General features: G+C 52.0%; 16 protein-coding genes and 1 pseudogene. 7 read left to right on the top strand and 10 right to left on the bottom strand.

Annotation, left to right across the window (positions count from 1 at the left end; all coding sequences use genetic code 11):
• From F454_RS16670 to F454_RS0109910, 3 genes and pseudogenes are all read right to left on the bottom strand, one after another.
• Positions 1-697, bottom strand: a pseudogene (locus F454_RS16670) (transposase); the annotation flags it as partial.
• Positions 698-849: 152 nt separating this feature from the next.
• Positions 850-1635 carry a class I SAM-dependent methyltransferase gene (locus F454_RS0109915; protein WP_018970505.1) on the bottom strand — a complete coding sequence of 262 codons (786 nt, stop codon included), beginning with the start codon at positions 1633-1635 and terminating at the stop codon, positions 850-852.
• A gap of 325 nt (positions 1636-1960) precedes the next feature.
• A complete protein-coding gene (locus F454_RS0109910) occupies positions 1961-3898 on the bottom strand; it encodes a phospho-sugar mutase (protein ID WP_026292835.1) in 1938 nt (645 codons plus the stop codon).
• A gap of 97 nt (positions 3899-3995) precedes the next feature.
• On the opposite strand from F454_RS0109910, the gene F454_RS0109905 reads away from it, so the two are divergent.
• Positions 3996-4901: a class I SAM-dependent methyltransferase gene (locus F454_RS0109905; protein ID WP_018970503.1), complete on the top strand. Its 906-nt coding sequence runs from the start codon at positions 3996-3998 to the stop codon at positions 4899-4901.
• A 53-nt stretch (positions 4902-4954) separates the two neighbouring features.
• A complete protein-coding gene (locus tag F454_RS0109900; RefSeq protein ID WP_018970502.1) occupies positions 4955-5629 on the top strand; it encodes an ABC transporter ATP-binding protein in 675 nt (224 codons plus the stop codon).
• A 3-nt stretch (positions 5630-5632) separates the two neighbouring features.
• Here F454_RS0109900 and F454_RS0109895 read toward each other — a convergent pair whose 3' ends face one another.
• The 4 genes from F454_RS0109895 to F454_RS14845 form a co-directional block, all read right to left on the bottom strand.
• On the bottom strand, positions 5633-6421 hold the full coding sequence (locus F454_RS0109895; protein ID WP_018970501.1) for a hypothetical protein: 789 nt from the start codon (positions 6419-6421) through the stop codon (positions 5633-5635).
• Positions 6422-6436: 15 nt separating this feature from the next.
• Positions 6437-6667, bottom strand: a complete 231-nt coding sequence (locus F454_RS0109890) for a hypothetical protein (protein WP_018970500.1) — start codon at positions 6665-6667, stop codon at positions 6437-6439.
• 57 nt (positions 6668-6724) lie between these two features.
• Entirely contained in the window at positions 6725-7342 is a 618-nt protein-coding gene (locus F454_RS0109885; RefSeq protein WP_018970499.1) for an HAD family hydrolase, read from the bottom strand.
• A gap of 197 nt (positions 7343-7539) precedes the next feature.
• Entirely contained in the window at positions 7540-8934 is a 1395-nt protein-coding gene (locus F454_RS14845; protein WP_033367832.1) for a UTP--glucose-1-phosphate uridylyltransferase, read from the bottom strand.
• Between the two features lie 184 nt (positions 8935-9118).
• Here F454_RS14845 and sufT point away from each other — a divergent pair, with 184 nt between their 5' ends.
• The 3 genes from sufT (at position 9119) to F454_RS0109860 (ending at position 13584) form a co-directional block, all read left to right on the top strand.
• Positions 9119-9667, top strand: coding sequence for a putative Fe-S cluster assembly protein SufT (sufT, locus tag F454_RS0109875; protein WP_018970497.1), 549 nt, complete (start codon positions 9119-9121; stop codon positions 9665-9667).
• 722 nt (positions 9668-10389) lie between these two features.
• Positions 10390-12561, top strand: coding sequence for a catalase/peroxidase HPI (gene katG / locus F454_RS0109870; RefSeq protein WP_018970496.1), 2172 nt, complete (start codon positions 10390-10392; stop codon positions 12559-12561).
• A 603-nt stretch (positions 12562-13164) separates the two neighbouring features.
• On the top strand, positions 13165-13584 hold the full coding sequence (locus F454_RS0109860) for a hypothetical protein (protein ID WP_018970494.1): 420 nt from the start codon (positions 13165-13167) through the stop codon (positions 13582-13584).
• A gap of 162 nt (positions 13585-13746) precedes the next feature.
• Here F454_RS0109860 and F454_RS0109855 read toward each other — a convergent pair whose 3' ends face one another.
• The 3 genes from F454_RS0109855 to F454_RS0109845 all read right to left on the bottom strand — a co-directional run bounded on the left by F454_RS0109855 (position 13747) and on the right by F454_RS0109845 (position 16581).
• Positions 13747-14898: a 5-(carboxyamino)imidazole ribonucleotide synthase gene (locus F454_RS0109855; protein WP_018970493.1), complete on the bottom strand. Its 1152-nt coding sequence runs from the start codon at positions 14896-14898 to the stop codon at positions 13747-13749.
• A 21-nt stretch (positions 14899-14919) separates the two neighbouring features.
• Positions 14920-15402, bottom strand: coding sequence for a 5-(carboxyamino)imidazole ribonucleotide mutase (gene purE, locus F454_RS0109850; protein WP_026292832.1), 483 nt, complete (start codon positions 15400-15402; stop codon positions 14920-14922).
• 147 nt (positions 15403-15549) lie between these two features.
• The gene (locus F454_RS0109845; RefSeq protein WP_018970491.1) at positions 15550-16581 is read right to left on the bottom strand and encodes a tRNA dihydrouridine synthase; all 1032 of its coding nucleotides are present in this window, start codon (positions 16579-16581) and stop codon (positions 15550-15552) included.
• A gap of 80 nt (positions 16582-16661) precedes the next feature.
• On the opposite strand from F454_RS0109845, the gene F454_RS16745 reads away from it, so the two are divergent.
• Together F454_RS16745 and F454_RS0109840 are read left to right on the top strand one after the other, a co-directional pair.
• The gene (locus F454_RS16745; RefSeq protein WP_083912956.1) at positions 16662-16745 is read left to right on the top strand and encodes a PEP-CTERM sorting domain-containing protein; all 84 of its coding nucleotides are present in this window, start codon (positions 16662-16664) and stop codon (positions 16743-16745) included.
• 212 nt (positions 16746-16957) lie between these two features.
• Positions 16958-17626: a PEP-CTERM sorting domain-containing protein gene (locus tag F454_RS0109840; protein WP_156817239.1), complete on the top strand. Its 669-nt coding sequence runs from the start codon at positions 16958-16960 to the stop codon at positions 17624-17626.
• Positions 17627-17701 lie beyond the last annotated feature (75 nt).

Below are 17701 nucleotides of genomic sequence, written 5' to 3'. Positions count from 1 at the left end.
CCTTCATCTATCACATTAAGTGTTCGAAATCTCCTTCCATGATAGAGGCTGTCACTCATGAAGTCCATCGACCACATTACATGTGGCTCTGACGAGACATTCAAAGGTTGCTGCACTCTCTGTGGAAGACGCTTCTTTTTGCGTCTTGGAAGATTGAGGTCTAGATCCTTATAGACTCTCCAGACCTTCTTGTGGTTTTAGCTATCACCATGCTGCCTCATCCAGTGGTAGCACTTCCAGAATCCCCATCGGCTATGTTTACTTACAACACTATTAAGCCTGTCGATGACTGGCTTATCACGTCGTAAGCGATCTGTAACTCCTCGGTAAAAACTAGAACGAGATAGCTGAAGAGCTTGGCAAGCTTTGGACTTGGTTAGTCCTCCTTCAAGCACAAGCCAGTCGACTGCTTCTTTCTTTTCGACTGGCTTCAGAGCTTTTTTTCAATCAACGATTTAAGCGCATTGTTCACCATAGCTAGATCAGCATACATGCGCTTAAGACGACTATGTTCAGCTTCTAGCTCCTTGATTCGCTTAAGCTCGGAGACACCTAACCCTCCGTATTTGCTCTTCCACTTGTAATAAGTTGGCTGGCTAATCCCATGCTTGCGACATACGTCGCTTACTTTTATTCCTGCATCGGCTTCCTTTAAGATGGAGACGATCTGAGTCTCACTGTATTTGCTTCGTTTCATTTTGCTTCTTTATGAACGAAAACCTCTACTTTAGAAATGTCTCAGTTCAGGGGAAGCTTACATCTCATCTGTGGAGCTCTGAAAAACAATTTTTCGGTGTAGGAAATAGCTTAGGTTCCGGTTAGGATTGGGCTGTAAAATATAGCCAATTCTTACCTTTTTGCAATGATTCTCAATCCACCATCAACTCCTAACACCTGAGTAATCGATAAGAGGAATCTTTTGAGCCCAGAGGCTTTATATTGAACAGGTTGGTAACATCTCTTGATATTCGAAAATCCTGCTTCACTCAAACACTTTTTCAGTGCTACCTCAGAAAATAGATTTATATGTGTTGGATTCTGGGACTCTCTCCATCTAAACCGCTCGATTCTCGCACGCCAACCTAATGAATTTGGTGTAGTAATAACAAGCGCACCATGATCAGATAACAAATTATACACTTTGGCAAGCTCAGCAACAGGATCAGTAATATGTTCAATTACCTCGGTCATAAAGATCCAATCAAATTTTTCTCCATCCAGTACTCTTAGGTCTTTCACCCAAGATATAGATAGCCCAGGATTATTACCATAAGGCTCAAAAACATACACATCGACACACCCAAATTCTACCAAAACAGAAGCAAGTTGTCCTGTACCACCACCGTAATCGAGACATCTCCCATCATGGTTGAATTGGACAGATTTTAACAAAGAACGGCTAATACCTAAATCCGTTGACCCTGTTGCAAACCGATCAGATGTATCATTCTCAACCCATGCATTAAGATACAATTCATTCAACTCCTCTTCAGATGGTAAATCATTATAACCAATGGCTCCACAATTGCAACATTGCCATCTATTCCAATTTGGCCTTTTTATAGGCCCTATTCCCTGCTTTGTTATTCCTTCACACCATCTGCATTGGGACTTTTCTTGGATCTTATATTTCATCTCTTTCTTTGTTGGTTAAATACACTCATCGAATAATTGTTAGCCAAACATGGCACACTATTGCTAACGGCAGAACGGATTTTCACAAGATAATATCTGTGTCGAACCTTCAGGGCTAGTGTTCTTTCTCTCCTCTGCTCACTCATAGGCTATACTTAGCCATCTTTGGAGACACACTCCACAAACCATTGCCGAAGGCTCTGAGTGAGACGTAAAAAACCCAGGGCTCCACGAGGCACCCTAGGTTTTTGAATCATTCTGGTTCGTGCGCATTCGGCTACGTAAAACGTAACAACCTAACACGTTGAACCGGATGCTAGGCAGCCTAGCCCATTCTTGTTTGAGCGTCGGCCTCAAGTGCGCTCCAGAGGCTTACGAGGCCGTCGCGAACCTTTTGCTTGCTCGCGTCGAGATCCGCAGCTGGCTCATCCTTACCGAAGAGGTAGAACTTGATCTTCGGCTCGGTGCCTGATGGTCGAACCGCAAAGGAACGGCCATCCACCAGCTCCACAATCAGCATGCCTGCATTCGGGATGCTGTCGCCCTCACTGTCTTCAAACTGTTCTTTAGCAAAGTCACGGACTCGGGCAACGGCCACGCCATCCACCTCACTTGGTGGCTTGTTGGAGTAGGACTCATTGAGCGCTTTGATCTGGGCGGCACCTTCTGCACCTTCCATCACCATCGCTTTTCCGTCTTCTAAGTAGAATCCGAATTCTAAGTAGATTTCATCGAGAAGACCAGCAATGGTCATGCCTTGGCTCTTCGCGTATGCCGCGACTTCTGCAAACATGACAGCCGCCATGTTGCCATCCTTGTCGCGCACAAAGTCAGCACCAAGGTAGCCGTAGGATTCCTCACCACCAAAGATGAAGAAACGAGAATACTCGAGTCTCAACTTACGGCTCTCCTCTTCACTCAGGTCGCGGTACTCGCCTTTCTTGTCAGCTGGAATGCCGTCTTCATACTTCTGAAGTTTGTCGGCAATGAATTTGAAGCCGGTGAGTGTGTCCACCATGTTGACGCCATACTTGTCCGCAATCGCGGTCTGTAGCTCAGTAGTCACATAAGTCTTGATCAAGCACGCATGACCACGGTTCGAATCGTTGAGGATCCCGAGGTCAAACATCGTCTTGGTGCGGTACCAAGCCATCAATGAACCGATCTGATTGCCTGTGAGCAGCTGCATTTCGCCAGCATCATTGCGCACGGCCACGCCCATGCGGTCGCAGTCAGGGTCGGTGCCGATCACGATCTCAGCGTGCTCCTTTTCCGCCACCTCAATCGCCATCGCGAGAGCTGGTGCGTTCTCAGGGTTTGGAGAAGCCACCGTTGGGAAGCGACCATCCTCGCCGTCTTGCTCATCCACCGTGAGGACATCGAAGCCGAGCTCGCGAAGCATTGGCACTGAAATGTGACCTCCTGTGCCGTGGAGGTTGGTGAAGACCACCTTAGCCCCACCATTCTCAAGTAAATCCGGACGCAATAACAGCGTCTTTAGCTTGTCCATGTAGCGGCGGTCTGCCTCTGCTCCTAGCACGGTGAGTGTGCCTTGCTGATCGGCTGGAAGCGCTTCGTAGGCTTCTTGAGTCACCGACTGGAACTCTTCAAGCACGCCACCAGCGTGCGGCTCAACAAGCTGGGCACCTTGGTTGAAGTATGCCTTGAAGCCATTGTCGTGTGCTGGGTTGTGGCTCGCTGTGAGCACCACCCCAGCGTCCAATCGTAGCTCACGAATCAAAAACGATAGCTGTGGCGTCGCACGTGACGCTTCAAAAAGGTAGGCGTCACAGCCAAGATCCGTGCAGACCTTGGCACAAAATTCTGCGAAGTCGCGGGAGTAATGGCGTGTGTCGTGCGCAAAAGCAAAACTCGGCTTGCGCTCGATCCCCTCGCTTGCGAGGTAGTTCTTCAAGTAAGCAATCATACCGCGAATCGCACGCCCCACATTGTAGAAGTTCATGGTAGCTGTGCCCACACAGGGATGCTCTGGTCGCTCAAGTGGGCCACCTGCGCCTTGCTCGGCCTCGGTAACTACCTTGCCCACGGTGCGGCCACGCAAACCACCTGTGCCAAACACTAGGGTCTTGTAAAATCGATCATTGAGTTCTTCCCATGCTTGCTGAGCCACCAGTTCATCAATCGCTGCTTGCGCAATCGGTGAGTCTGTACCAGCAAGGAGGGAGGAGATATTTTCCAAAGAAGACTCCAGCAAATCTCCATTGGTAACGGCTTCTTTCAATAGGGGTGACAAGTTACTCATTTCGCACTGGATCATAGAATCAAGAAATGAGATAGCAATCACACAAATCCTCTTTCTGCATAACTCTCGTCACAATAGTGACACAACGAGAATCATTATGAACGATACTATCTATCAACTCTTCGAAACTTCCATTAACAAGCGATCCCACCTGCTGGATGCCAACACTGATGCGCTCCGCTTGTTCGACGGAATCGGTGATGGCATCGACGGTATCTTCCTCGAAACGTTTGCGGATCGATGGCTTCTTTCATCCAGAACATCACATCTACCACCACAAGTGAGAGATTACATGTTAGAATCTGGTAGAACTGTCTACTGGAAGCGACTCGACCAACACCAAAAGGAAAGCCCTAGCCACCTCGCCGGCCCAGCACAGGACGAAGCATTCACCGCGAAGGAATCGGGGATCGACTACAAGATCAGCTTCCAGTCTGGTTACTCGCAAGGGATCTTCCTCGACCAACGCGAGAACCGCAAGCGGGTGCGCCAGCGCGCCACCTCAGGCCAGCGCGTCCTCAACACCTTTGCCTACACTGGAGCCTTTTCGGTATCAGCCGCCATGGGTGGCGCCACCACCTCCACGCTCGACCTCTCGCAGCCCTACCTCGACTGGGCCAAGGAAAACCTCAGCCTCAATGACAAATCTCCCGAGGAACATTATTTCTGCAAAGGCGACACCTTCCACTGGCTGCGCCGCTTTGCCAAACAAGGCCGCAGCTTTCACGGTATCATCCTCGACCCGCCGACCTTTTCACGCGATAAGGACGGCAAGGTCTTCCGCGTCGAAAAAGACTACCACCGCCTGGTAGACCTCGCATCACAGTGTCTCGAGCCCGGTGGTTGGATCTTAGCATCCACCAATTGTCGCAAGCTCAGCATCCGCGAATTCCAACAAGAAGCCACCCTCAAGCTACGCAAAAAACACCAAGTCTCCGCCCTGCCGATGCCCGAAGAATACAGCGGCGAGGCCTACCTCAAATCTCTCTGGATTGATTTATAGAAGTCATAAGTTAGGCCTTCACACGCCCCACTTAGCAATTCACACTCCCAACCATGAGCCTCATCACCGCCCAGAACGTTCACCGTGGCTACACCATCGGCAAGAAGCGCATCGAAGTGCTCCGTGGCATCGACCTCAGCATCGAGGCCGGCGAAAAAATCTTCCTCTGCGGCCCCTCAGGCGCAGGAAAGACAACGCTCATGTACACCCTCGCTGGATTGGAACGCCCAGAGCAAGGCACCGTCACTGTCGAAGGCACCAACCTCTATGGCATCAGCAAAAACAAACAGGCAAAGCTACGCAATGCCACGATGTCCTACATTTTTCAAAACTTCAACCTGATGCCGGAGCTCACCGCACTCGAGAATGTCATGATCCCGGCACTCATTGGCGGCAGAGACGCTGCAGCCGCCGCCAAAACGGTGCTGGAACGCGTCGGCCTCGGACACCGGCTTGACCACCTCCCCGCCGAGCTCTCAGGCGGAGAACAACAACGCGTCTCCATTGCCCGCGCTCTGATCAACAAACCCAAACTGGTCTTTGCCGACGAACCAACCGGCAACCTCGACTCGAAGAATGGCGATCAAATCATGCAATTGCTCATCGAACTCACCACCGAGGACAACACCGCACTCGTCGTCGTCACCCACGACACCTCGCTCGCCACCCTAGGCGACCGCACCTACACCGTCGTAGACGGCACGATCGAGCAACAAGTGTCACTTTGACCATCACGATGAAGGCCTTCTCTTACCACGTTTGGAATCTATTTTTCCATCGCCATCGTGGTCTTCGCCATGGGGCATGCTGTTGTGGTAGTTGATACCCTCGCGGCGCCCTTGGCGGATGTGATTGCCGTAGTGCTGGCGTTCTTCGCGCATGCGATATTGCGCATGAAGCTGTACAAGCGTCTTGCTGAGAACATCAGATGAGGTGTTCAATGCCACCTCCTGCACTACCCTGCCAGTCTGTCCGAATCGATCCGCTTGGATCACCACGATCCCTTGGCTAAGTGTCTCAACTCCCACTTTAGATTGCCAGCCGCGATCCCCATCTCCAACTTGGTCGAAGTGCAAGCGCCCAGCGAGTTCTGGATGATTGGCCACCTTGCGCAGCGTCGCCACTGTCTCTGGCTTGGCGCCGATACTGAGCACAAGCAAGCGCTGATCTGCCGCCGCCACATTCAATGCTTGCTTAAAGCTATCAAAGTCCTGAAGCAAGGGAGCCTCTTGTGTATTCCTCTGAGGGTAACGACTCGCAATCTTCTCCATCCCCGCGATCACCGAGGCGTTGTTCCCATCACCACCACCAAAAATCCGGTAGGGACTGCGGCCTGAGCGCGTGAGTTTCTCGCTAGCATCCGGTGAGTACACCACAAAGGCGGTGTTCTTCATCTTGCCGTCCAAGAGACTGCGAATGCGCTGCTGCGTGGACTCACTCTCATAGGTCTCTAAACGAACACACACATAGTCTTTGCTGGCAGCCACAAACTCTGGGTCGGAGAGCAAACTGATCTCCACATTCTTGTAGCCCGGTCAAAACGTGCCCGAAATGTTCGAGCATTGCGCAGCGGCAGCAAAAAAGAAAATTGGCCTATTGCTGCGCTGAGCCTCGGCGAGGCCACTACTCCAAGTAGTGTACCAACGCACGCTCTCCGTGCCTAGTGGGGTGTTGAGCACACCAAGATCAACCGGGCGCACTCGTTGCTGAGACCATGCTGGCACAATGGCCAACATACTGACTGCTGCAATGAGGAGTTTCTGCATGTGTATTCAAACACACGAAACTCCAATAGGTTGCAGCTTTCCGTCAGTAAAAAGAATCTAGTCGACCAAACACAGTGGCGCAGGAACGCGTACCACTGTCATCCCAGCCGTCTGCGCAGCCATGATGCCAGGTGCAGCATCCTCGAGCACAAGACATTGCTCAGGCTCTACTTCCAGTTTATCAGCAGCTTCAAGGAACACATCAGGAGCTGGCTTGCCGCATACCACATCATCAGCCGTCACCACCTCGTCGAAAAGGTCACCAATTTCAAGCTGCTTGAGAGTAGCCTCAACCACCTCACGGCTGCCGCCAGTAGCGATGCCAAGTGGCATCTTGCCTCGGAGCGAGCGCGCGAAAGCAATCACTTCTTCATTGAGTTTCACTTTACCCAGCCCCTGCAAGAATGCCTTGCGCTTGGCAGAGGAGATAACCTCTGGGTCGAGGCTCAAATTAAACTCACCATTGAGTTCTGCCACGATGTCCTTCGTAGGGCGCCCCCCCATGGAGTAGAACACATCCTCGGGGAACACATCTTTGGGAGCGCCATTTGCGCTGAGAGCTTCACACCAAGCAGCAAAGTGTGCTGGCATGGAATCGACCAAGGTACCATCAAGGTCGAAAATAACTGCGGAATAACCAGATTCAGGGATTTCTAGTGAGGTGAACTGTTCCATATGCCTCCGTATGCCCATTAGCTGATCACACTGCAAGCCAGAAGTTTGCACATCATGAAATTACCGTAAGACGAAATACGCATAATGGCAGAAATCCCCATAATTTCCATAGATTTCAATCAACAAAAAGGGCAATGAAACTGATTCATTGCCCTGATGATGCTGAATTAAATCAAGAAATATGACCGGTAAAATGACTAAATTGTCACCGTCTCATTTTGGTAAATCCCGCTGGCCACCCAGGAAAGTTCCTCGGTGGTATTTTCGATGCTCACCACACCGCGTATGGTGACATCATCGCAGAAGCGCACCGGCCCTGTGATACTCAATTTATCAGCAGCTCGAAGCGATGGAATACCGAGCCCACCCAGGCTATCTACCAACTTGTATGCATCACTAAGGCTGACAATTGGTGGCTTGGCATTGCGCTCAGGAATGAGGGCAACCCGTCCATCTTCCGTGGTGGTGTATGCGTCCGAACGAAGGGCAAAGAGGTCTGCGGTAGTCTTCACCGGTGCAAAGCGCGAACGCGGGACACAGATCGCACCCGCTCCCTGGAAGCACTCGATGGCTGCTCCCATCGCAGTCTCCAACTGGTACACAGGTGTGGACGCTTTATTCCGTGGGTCCACCGTCTTTTTGTTGATGATCACTGGCAGTGGCATCACCCCGCCGTGCTCCTGCAACGCCGCCTTGAGAGCCGCGAGATCAATCCACAGGCTGTTGGTGTTGAAGTAGCGATGCTTCTCCACGTTCTGAAATTCCGCGAGGTCTGAATCTGCAGTCTGCGCCACTTCGCGCAATAACATCTGCTGATCCTCCACACGCACCGCAAGGTGACCACCCTTCTTGTCTGCTTCGGTGCGACGCGTCGCTTCCATGAGGAAAGGCTTACCGCTCTCTGCAAAGTAGCGCAAAATACTTGGATCAAGAACTGCGCCAAGGTTGTCAGAGTTCGACATAAAAGCGTACTGCACGCCATCAGCCAAGAGCTTATCCAACCAGCCAGAACCTTCAATCGCAGCGTACAAGTCGCCATGACCCGGCGGACACCACTCAAGATCTGAGTTGTCTGGATTGCTCGCAGGAGCCATGCTCGCCGCGTCGATCTTTGGAATTTGATTCTGCATCAACTCCACCTCTTCCTTCGCCGAAAATGATGGGTCCTCGTGTTGTGATAAATGAGATAGCGTGTCTTCCGATGTGCTAAAGCTGTTCATTAAAAGAAACTTCACTGGGGCGCCAGTAGACTGACGGAGGTAGGAAATCTGGTCCACAATCACGTCGAGGAATGTGGCACCTGGCTTGACCTCAAGCAGGCTCTTAGCCTTCTGCAATCCCATGCTCGTCCCGAGACCACCGTTGAGCTTGATCACCACGGTCTTCGCCAAATACTCTGGATTGTAACTTTCTCCCTCTCTAGCAATGTCTTCTAACATTGGGAGGTCCGCAACCGGCTCAATGGAAGATTCGCGGATTTCGGAGGAGGCACCAGAGAGCAAGGAATGATAATTGCGCTCAAAACTCAAAATGGCAGCTTCGCTCACATTGGCCTGCTCCATCTTTTCTCTAAACGGGGTAAAGGAACTCATTTCACTCTGTGATGTAGCGTAATCAATGAGTAAGTCACGTCCGAAGTTTCCTGCCCACCTCATCATCCCAATGAATAGATTGAGTATCTAGCGACACCGACGATGTCACAGTGATGTCACCTGCTCACTTTCCAACCGATCACAATACACTTGCAACTTGGCCACTCCGCAGCAAACTACCCGCATGAATCAAGAAATCATTCTCGAACGCGAAGTCGAAGCAATCCAGATCCCGAGCGGCGATGCCATCACCCTGCCACAAGGCACTCCAATCGTCGTCACACAAACACTCGGAGGTAGCTTCACCGTTGCCACCCAAGCCGGCCTCGCACGCATCTCAGCCAATGACGCAGATGCCCTCGGTATCGATGAAGCCGAAGTTCAAGAAAAGAAAGAATACATCAATAAACTCAAGGACGCGCCACTCGAAGACCAAGTCTGGGGCCAACTCAAGGAAGTCTACGATCCAGAAATTCCGGTCGACATCGTCAACCTAGGGCTCGTATACGACTGCGTGCTCACCGAGAACGACAATGGTAAAACAGAAGTCAATGTGAAGATGACCCTCACCGCTCCCGGCTGCGGCATGGGCCCCGTCATCGCAGCAGACGCACAAGCGCGCATCATGTCACTCGATGAAATCGAAGACGCTCAGGTGGACCTCGTCTGGGACCCAGTCTGGAGCCAGGACATGATCACCGAAGAAGGCAAGATGAAGCTCGGCATGATCTAAACCGACCCACGCCCTCCCCACTACTCACTGCCAATCAATTAGATACACGCAGTTAGAATCAAACATTCGTTTTTCGAAAATCGTCACAAATAGCAAGATTGTTCAAAAAAATACTTGTACAATCTTGCTCTCAAGCGTATAAATAATCTCAGAAAGCAAGCAGTGCTTGTTTTCGGCCAGAGTCAGTATTTCGGGGGGAATTTCCTGACTCTGTGCCTAATCTTTCAAGAGCCCAATTACTGAAAAGTGATTGGGCTCTTTCTTTGTCAAAACCCTGCACTCTTCTCCCCGTAGCTTTAAACTTTTTTTCGCATGGTGATAATTGAATTTGTTTTGCAGATAATTAAATTTAAACGACTTACAATAGTAGAAATTCCACCTGTTATTTGAATAGCAAGAATATACAAAAAACCACTTGAACAATCACAAGGTGTTGATTAAAAACAACATCAGAAAGCAAGCACTGCTTGTCTTTCGGCCAGAGTCAGTATTTCGGGGGGAATTTCCTGACTCTGTGCCTAATCTTTCAAGAGCCCAATCACGGTAAAACGCGATTGGGCTCATTTTTTTGCAATCACAGTAGGGCTGAGACCAACGAGCAAGACCACTTCTATTTAGTATTAACTTGCTAGAAGAATTTTTGCTCAATACCTTAGTGCATGGTGAAACCGTGAAATAAGGTATTTATGATCGATCACCATCAAACCCTAAACTGAACTCCCATGTCAGATCAAAAACAAGCCGGCAAGTGCCCATTCCATCATGGTGCGACCACAAGCTCCGAAACACCCAACACCTTCTGGTGGCCAAAAAACCTCAACCTAGACATCCTCCACCAACACGACAGCAAACCCGACCCCATGGGCAGTGGATTTGACTATCGTGAGGAACTGAAATCATTAGACTTTAAGGCACTCAAAGCCGACCTCACCGCATTAATGACCGACAGCCAGGATTGGTGGCCGGCAGACTGGGGGCACTATGGCGGCTTGATGATTCGCATGACTTGGCATGCTGCTGGGACATACCGCGTGGCTGATGGTCGAGGAGGCGCTGCCACAGGAAACCTGCGCTTCGCACCACTCAATTCCTGGCCAGACAATGCCAACCTCGACAAGGCGCGTCGCTTACTTTGGCCGATCAAAAAGAAGTACGGTAACAAGCTGAGCTGGGCTGACCTTATCGCTTACGCTGGCACCATCGCCTACGAATCAATGGGACTAAAAACCTTCGGCTTTGCCTTTGGCCGCGAGGACATCTGGCACCCAGAGAAAGACATTTATTGGGGTTCAGAAAAAGAATGGTTGGCACCAAGTGGCAGCGAAGGTAGCCGCTACTCCGGTGAGCGCGAACTCGAAAACCCACTCGCATCGGTGATGATGGGACTTATTTACGTCAATCCTGAAGGTCCAGATGGCAAACCCGATCCCGTCAAAACCGCTCAAGACATTCGCGTCACCTTTGCCCGCATGGCCATGAATGATGAAGAGACCGTGGCACTCACCGCCGGTGGTCACACCGTGGGCAAGGCACACGGCCGCGGCGACGCCTCCAAGCTGGGCCCCGAGCCAGAAGCAGGCGCCATCGAAAACCAAGGCATGGGCTGGCTGAACAAGGATGGACGCGGCATCGGCAACGATACCGTAACCAGCGGGATTGAAGGAGCCTGGACCACCCACCCGACACAGTGGGACGGCGGCTACTTTGACATGTTGCTCGGCCACGAATGGGAGCTTGCGAAAAGCCCAGCAGGAGCCTGGCAATGGGAACCAACAGAAATTGCCGAAAAAGACAAACCGACCGACGTCGAAGATCCATCGGTCCGCTACAACCCGATCATGACGGATGCCGACATGGCAATGCGGGAGGATCCGATCTATCTAGAAATTTCCAAACGCTTCCATGCCGACCCTGCCTACTTCTCCGAAGTTTTCGCCCGTGCTTGGTTCAAGCTCACCCACCGTGACCTCGGGCCAAAAACGCGCTACATTGGCCCCGAGGCCCCCCGTGAAGACCTCATCTGGCAGGACCCCGTGCCCAATGGCAATCACGACTACGATGTGGCAGCAGCTAAATCACTCATTGCCGATAGCGGGCTTAGCACTGGTGATCTAGTGGCGACCGCCTGGGACAGCGCCCGCACCTTCCGCCATTCTGACAAGCGCGGTGGCGCCAATGGTGCCCGCATCCGACTCACCCCACTATGCCAGTGGGAAGGCAACGAACCCGAGCGGCTAGAGCGCGTGCTCGCGGTGTACAACCAGATTGCTAAAGAAACCGGAGCTAGCATCGCCGATCTCATTGTTCTCGGTGGGAATGTCGCGATCGAACGCGCTGCCAAAGCCACAGGAGTCGATGCTTCCGTACCCTTCACATCAGGTCGAGGTGACGCCTCAGCCGCCTGGACTGATGCAGAGTCTTTCGCGCACCTAGAGCCCTTGCACGATGGCTTCCGCAACTGGCAAAAAGATGACTACGCGGTGCAACCTGAAGAACTACTGCTCGATCGCGCCCAGCTCATGGACCTCAGCGCCCCGGAGATGTGCGTGCTCATTGCCGGCCTCCGTGTCCTCGGTGCCAACCATAGCAACTCACCCGTCGGCGTCTTTACCGACAAGCCTGGATGCCTCAGTAATGACTTCTTCGTCCACCTCGTAGACATGAACAACGACTGGGTACCCACAGGTAAAAACAGCTACGAAATCCGCGACCGCCAGAGCGATGCCGTCAAGTTCACCGCCTCACGCGTCGACCTCGTCCTCGGCTCGAATTCGATCCTGCGCGCCTACGCCGAAGTCTACGCCCAAGACGACAACAAAGAGAAATTCGTCCACGACTTCATCGCCGCCTGGACCAAGGTCATGAACGCCGACCGCTTCGACCTGGAAAGCTAAAGCTCAACAATAAGGAAGCCTAGGTTAGAACGCCTAGGCTTCCTCTTAACTCTTTGTGAGCCAAGGATGGCTTTCCAATGAGGAATTACGAATGAGGAGTGAGGTACACTCGGGTGCTGCTATTGATAAATCACATCGCTGAAGGCGATACATATATCACGCGTTCTTCGAAGCTTTAGCGGAATCGGAGCCTAGGGTCAGAGCGGCAAAGCCGCGCGCAACCCTAGGTTCACGAAAAATAAGAATAGTAGGCTGAAGGCCTACTATATAAGTCACACAGCTCAGGCTAATGAGACACGTTTTGCCTATGCTTATGTAGTTCCCTTCAGACAACACACATATTTATCCCAACACACCCAGCCATGCGGCTACGCCTTTGACTGGGCTGGTATGTGAATCACCTTTGGCGATAGCGGCCTGCCGCCTAGCTTCAAAACGACATCAAAATACACAGCCAACTCAGCCGCTCGGTTCGTGAATCTATAATTCATCCCTAGCTGCAAGAGAAGAACCAGCCCTGCCATCAATACTGAGCATCATGGGTTTTGGGTTATGACCAATTCTCCTTGCTAGAACTGCGTATCTCAGAATAGTTCTAACATCATGCATCCCTACAAGATTGTTAGTCCGCTGATATTTATCATTACAGCACTTTTCTACATCAATGCGCACGATTTGATCTGGCCCAATCCAGAGACCGAAGCTGGTTATCACTTTTACCAAACAATGCAGACTCAACAGAACGGCATGCTGGCATACGCCTCCAAACAAGGAGCGCTAGAAACCGTATGTATGATCGTGATGCTGGTGTGTGCGGTCCAATGGCTCATCGGTATTTGGGTAGAGCGCGATAAGGTAGAACCGATCCAGTTCCCAAGCATTCGAGTGAAGCAAACCAGCCGCCCTGCTGAACTTTCCGAAGACGAATCGGCGGACTTCCAACAATGGCTCGAAGAAGACGACGCCCGTTCATACCTCAGTAAGAAAGACCAACTGAGGAAGTTCAGAGCGCAGCGAAGCTAGGTCAGGCTTCGCCTTCCAATGAGGAATTACGAATGAGGAGTGAGGAATGTGTAGAACGGCTCAGCAGAAGCTAGGGCCATCGCGTCAATCGCTTGCGCCCCCCTCTCTACTGACTACTCTTGAATCGTAGATTCACCCCGACCTGTCGGGGCTACTGCCTACTTACTCAAACAACACCGAGCGAAGCTTCTCGCTTTGTTCGAGGGCTGCTTCGAGTGTCGGTTCGACGAAGTTGACGTGGCCGAGCTTGCGGCGGCCGGCCTTCCATTCTTTTTCATAGAAGTGCCACTTGGCGCCGGTGAGGGCCGCGATCTCTGGGTTGTTGAAGGCGTCTTTGTCGTCCTTCCAGATGTCGCTGAGGAGATTGACCATGACGGTGACTCCGTGCGGGCGTGGTTCGCCGAGTGGTAGGCCACAGATCGCGCGCACGTGCTGTTCGAACTGTGAGGTCACACAGCCGTCATTGGTGGCGTGGCCGGAGTTGTGCGGGCGTGGGGCGATCTCATTGACCCAGACGCCGCCGTCTGGCAGCACGAAAAGCTCGACCGCGAGGATGCCCACGTAGTCGAGGCCCGAGATGACTTTTTCTGCGAGCACCTGAGCGCGCTCCGCCACTTGCTGGCCGACGCGACCCGGCAGGATCGACACGTCGAGCACGTGGTGGCGGTGGACATTCTCCACCAGCGGGTAGGCTTGCACATCTCCCTGCGGGTTACGCGCGACGACCACGGAGCATTCCATGGTGAATGGGACAAAGCCTTCCACCACGAGTCGGCAGGAAGCATTCCAATCGGCGATGCAGGCGGCGAGATCTTCCTCGCTCTTCAAGCGCCACTGGCCTTTGCCATCATAGCCGTCGGTTGCGGTCTTTGCCACGCAGTTGCCATCGAGCGCCGCGAAGGCTGCGCTGAGCTGCTCAGGGGTGTCGACCACGTGGAACGCTGTTTGGTCGGCATCGATGGATGCCAAGAAATTGCGTTCAAGCTCGCGGTTGCCAGTGATTTCTACGGCCTTGGCATTCGGACGCAGCACCACCTTTTCGGCCACCGCCTGCATCAATGCCGGCGGGAGCTTCTCGGTCTCAACGGTGCAGACGTCCACCTTCTCCACGAATTCCGCGAAGGCGGCTTGGTCGTCGTAGCTGGCTGAGATCACTTGGTCGACCTCTCGGTCCACGGAGGCGCTGTCGGCACCACCAGACCATGCCACCACCTTGTAACCCAATGGCAAAGCTGCCTGGGTCATCATACGCGCCAATTGGCCGGAACCTAAAATACCAATCGTCGACCCTGGAAGGAATACTTGCTCAGCCATAGCAGTGTGAATTGAAAGGGTTTAGTCTTCGAGCTTCATCTGCGCCACCATCTCCACCATTTCTTCACGGTAGGCTTTGAGCTTCGCATTGAGCTCTGGGCTGCGTCCAGCGAGCATGCTCACGGCAAACAAGCCAGCATTCGCGGCACCTGCTGGGCCAATGGCAAAGGTTGCCACTGGGATGCCCTTTGGCATCTGGACGATGGAAAGTAGGGAGTCCTGACCATTGAGAGCACTGGACTTCACCGGGCAGCCAAGCACCGGCAGCGTGGTGATCGCGGCAATCATTCCCGGAAGGTGTGCCGCACCACCAGCACCAGCAATGATCACATCAAAGCCATTCTCCTCAGCCTGTTGGGCAAATTCTACCATACCAATCGGGGTGCGGTGCGCACTAACGACCTTTGCCTCGTACTCGATACCAAACTTGTCCAACGCCTCAGCCGCCAATTTCATTGTTGGCCAATCCGAGTTACTTCCCATTACGATTGCTACTTTCATGATAGTTCTCTGTGAAATTTGATTTGCTGCGCACCATAACGAGCCAAACCAGAATTGCACGACTTTTTAGTCACGGCAGTAGAGCGCCATAGAAAGTCCTGAGTATCTACGAGAAAGATAGAATCACCACCTCCCAAGTATGGCAGTATCTCAGCGATCAAGTAGCTTTGAAAAGCCAGAGAAAAGCTTCGACTCAACAGGAGGCGCGTCTGGCAGCGGCTGATTGCTGAGCATGAAACGATCACAGATGCCGAAGAATTCTTGTTCACTTTTGGCACGCCTGATTTGATATTCAAATTCTGCATCAATCCCCTGAGCAATATACGCCATGTACTTCTTCATGCGGTTGACGTGACTCGATTCAAGGTAGTCTTTAGCCTCAGCCGCCACGGCGTGGTAGAGCTTGGTAACGTAGCCGTGAAGGTCTCGGCGGGTCGGCACGCTGGGCTCTCGACCTTCGTAGCCATCAATCAGCTGTTGGAACAACCAAGGACTGCGGATGCCACCGCGGCCAATCATCAGGCCTGCGGCTTGGGTCTTGGCATGGTAGGCCCTTCCAGTGGCCACATTCACCACATTGCCATTGGCGATCACTGGGCAGGACATCTCCTGCACCGCCTGAGCAACGAGCTCGTCGTGCACCGGTGTCTTGTATTGCTCGCGCACGGTGCGCCCATGGATCGTGAGCACATCAATGGCGTGCTTTTTGAAAACACTCAGGATCTCATCGAATTCCTCATGGGTTTCGAATCCCACCCGGGTCTTCACGGTGAAGCGCCCCTCAATGCAATCGCGCAACTCGCCGAGAATACGATCCACATGCGCTAAGTTGCGCAACAAGCCCCCCCCTGCATTCTTACGGTACACCGTGGGAGCTGGGCAACCGAGGTTGAGATCCACCCCCGCCACCGGATGATCCATCAAGTGCCGAGCCGAACGCACCAATGCCTGAATGTCCTGCCCAATCATCTGAGCAAAGACTGGCTTACCCGTGGTATTGAGATCAATCGAGCGCAAAATCTTCTTCTCCAGCGTCGAGTCCTTGTGCACGCGAAAATACTCGGTCACATAGTAATCGGGACCACCATAACCATTGATCACCTCCATGAAGGGCTTGTCGGTGATGTCTTGCATCGGCGCCAGCACAAGAGCCGGGCGATGTTCTGGAAATAAGGAATCCATGGCGGCGTCCCACAGCACGTAACAGATCAACAAACAATATCAAGTGCGAGATCCCCCAAGGCTGATGCAGCCACAATAGCTTGGCCGCAGTACCAGAACCATCAAGCACTGCGCTTCTTGGTCTCACGCTTGGCGGTCTCGCCTTCGTGCGCCGTCGTAAGTAAACGAATAGCAGTTGCTGTAAGCAAATCTCTGAAAGGCACCTGGAAACAGGTGTCTTTTTTTGTGCGCACCTCGCGTCGACAACGAAATCCGCAACCAATGCGCGAATCCTATAAAATGAGGATAGTTAATTGTGACAATATCCTTGTGAACTTTTTATAGTCATTATTACCTACAAACCAGTTATTTATAATAACCATACAAACAACCGACTATGAAAACACACACAATGATGCTGATGGCCCTAGGGCTCACCAGCCTATCTGCTTACAGTGCGACTTACATTGCTGTAGACCAATTATTCAGTAGTGCAGCGACCATATCAGCAGCTAATGGCGGCAACGATAGTGGGCTCAACACCTTTACCTCTACTGGCTATACTGGTGATGGTACCAACGCCATGTCGATCAACTACGCCTACACCATGGATCTCTCCTTGATTGGTGGCTCCGGAACAGAAACACTCAATTTTAGTGTCGATTACACCTCTGCTGGAACTTTAGGGTTTTTTGGTGCACAAGTTGCAGTCGTTGGTGGTGATACGACTGCCACAGATCCCGGTGAGTCCATAACGGCTACTATCAACTTTACTCCGACTACTGTGTTTACAGATGTTACGTTCAACGCATTCCAAAGCTATGGCGCCGGTGACATTTCCGTCAACAGTGGGACTGCTGTCACCAATGACAACCCATATGTAGTGATCAATAGTAACACATTCACATATGAAAACGTGGATGTAAATGCAGCTAACCGTGCGAACATTGGCTACATGACACTGAATGTCGTGACAGCGGACTCAGTAGCAGTGCCTGAACCTAGCTCAACCGCCTTGGTTGGTTTGGGTGGCTTGGCTGTGCTTCTGCGCCGCCGCAAGATGTAGCAGCAAGTACTCCATTTATCGTACCCCGTGAAGCGTTAGGCTCACGGGGTTTTTTGTGCGCGCCTCGCGTCGACA

Origin of the sequence: Rubritalea marina DSM 17716 (assembly GCF_000378105.1) — a bacterium.
Classification (GTDB): Bacteria; Verrucomicrobiota; Verrucomicrobiia; order Verrucomicrobiales; family Akkermansiaceae; genus Rubritalea; species Rubritalea marina.
The sequence above is the reverse complement of the archived record's forward strand: the minus strand, read 5'-3'. Positions and strand labels throughout refer to the sequence as shown.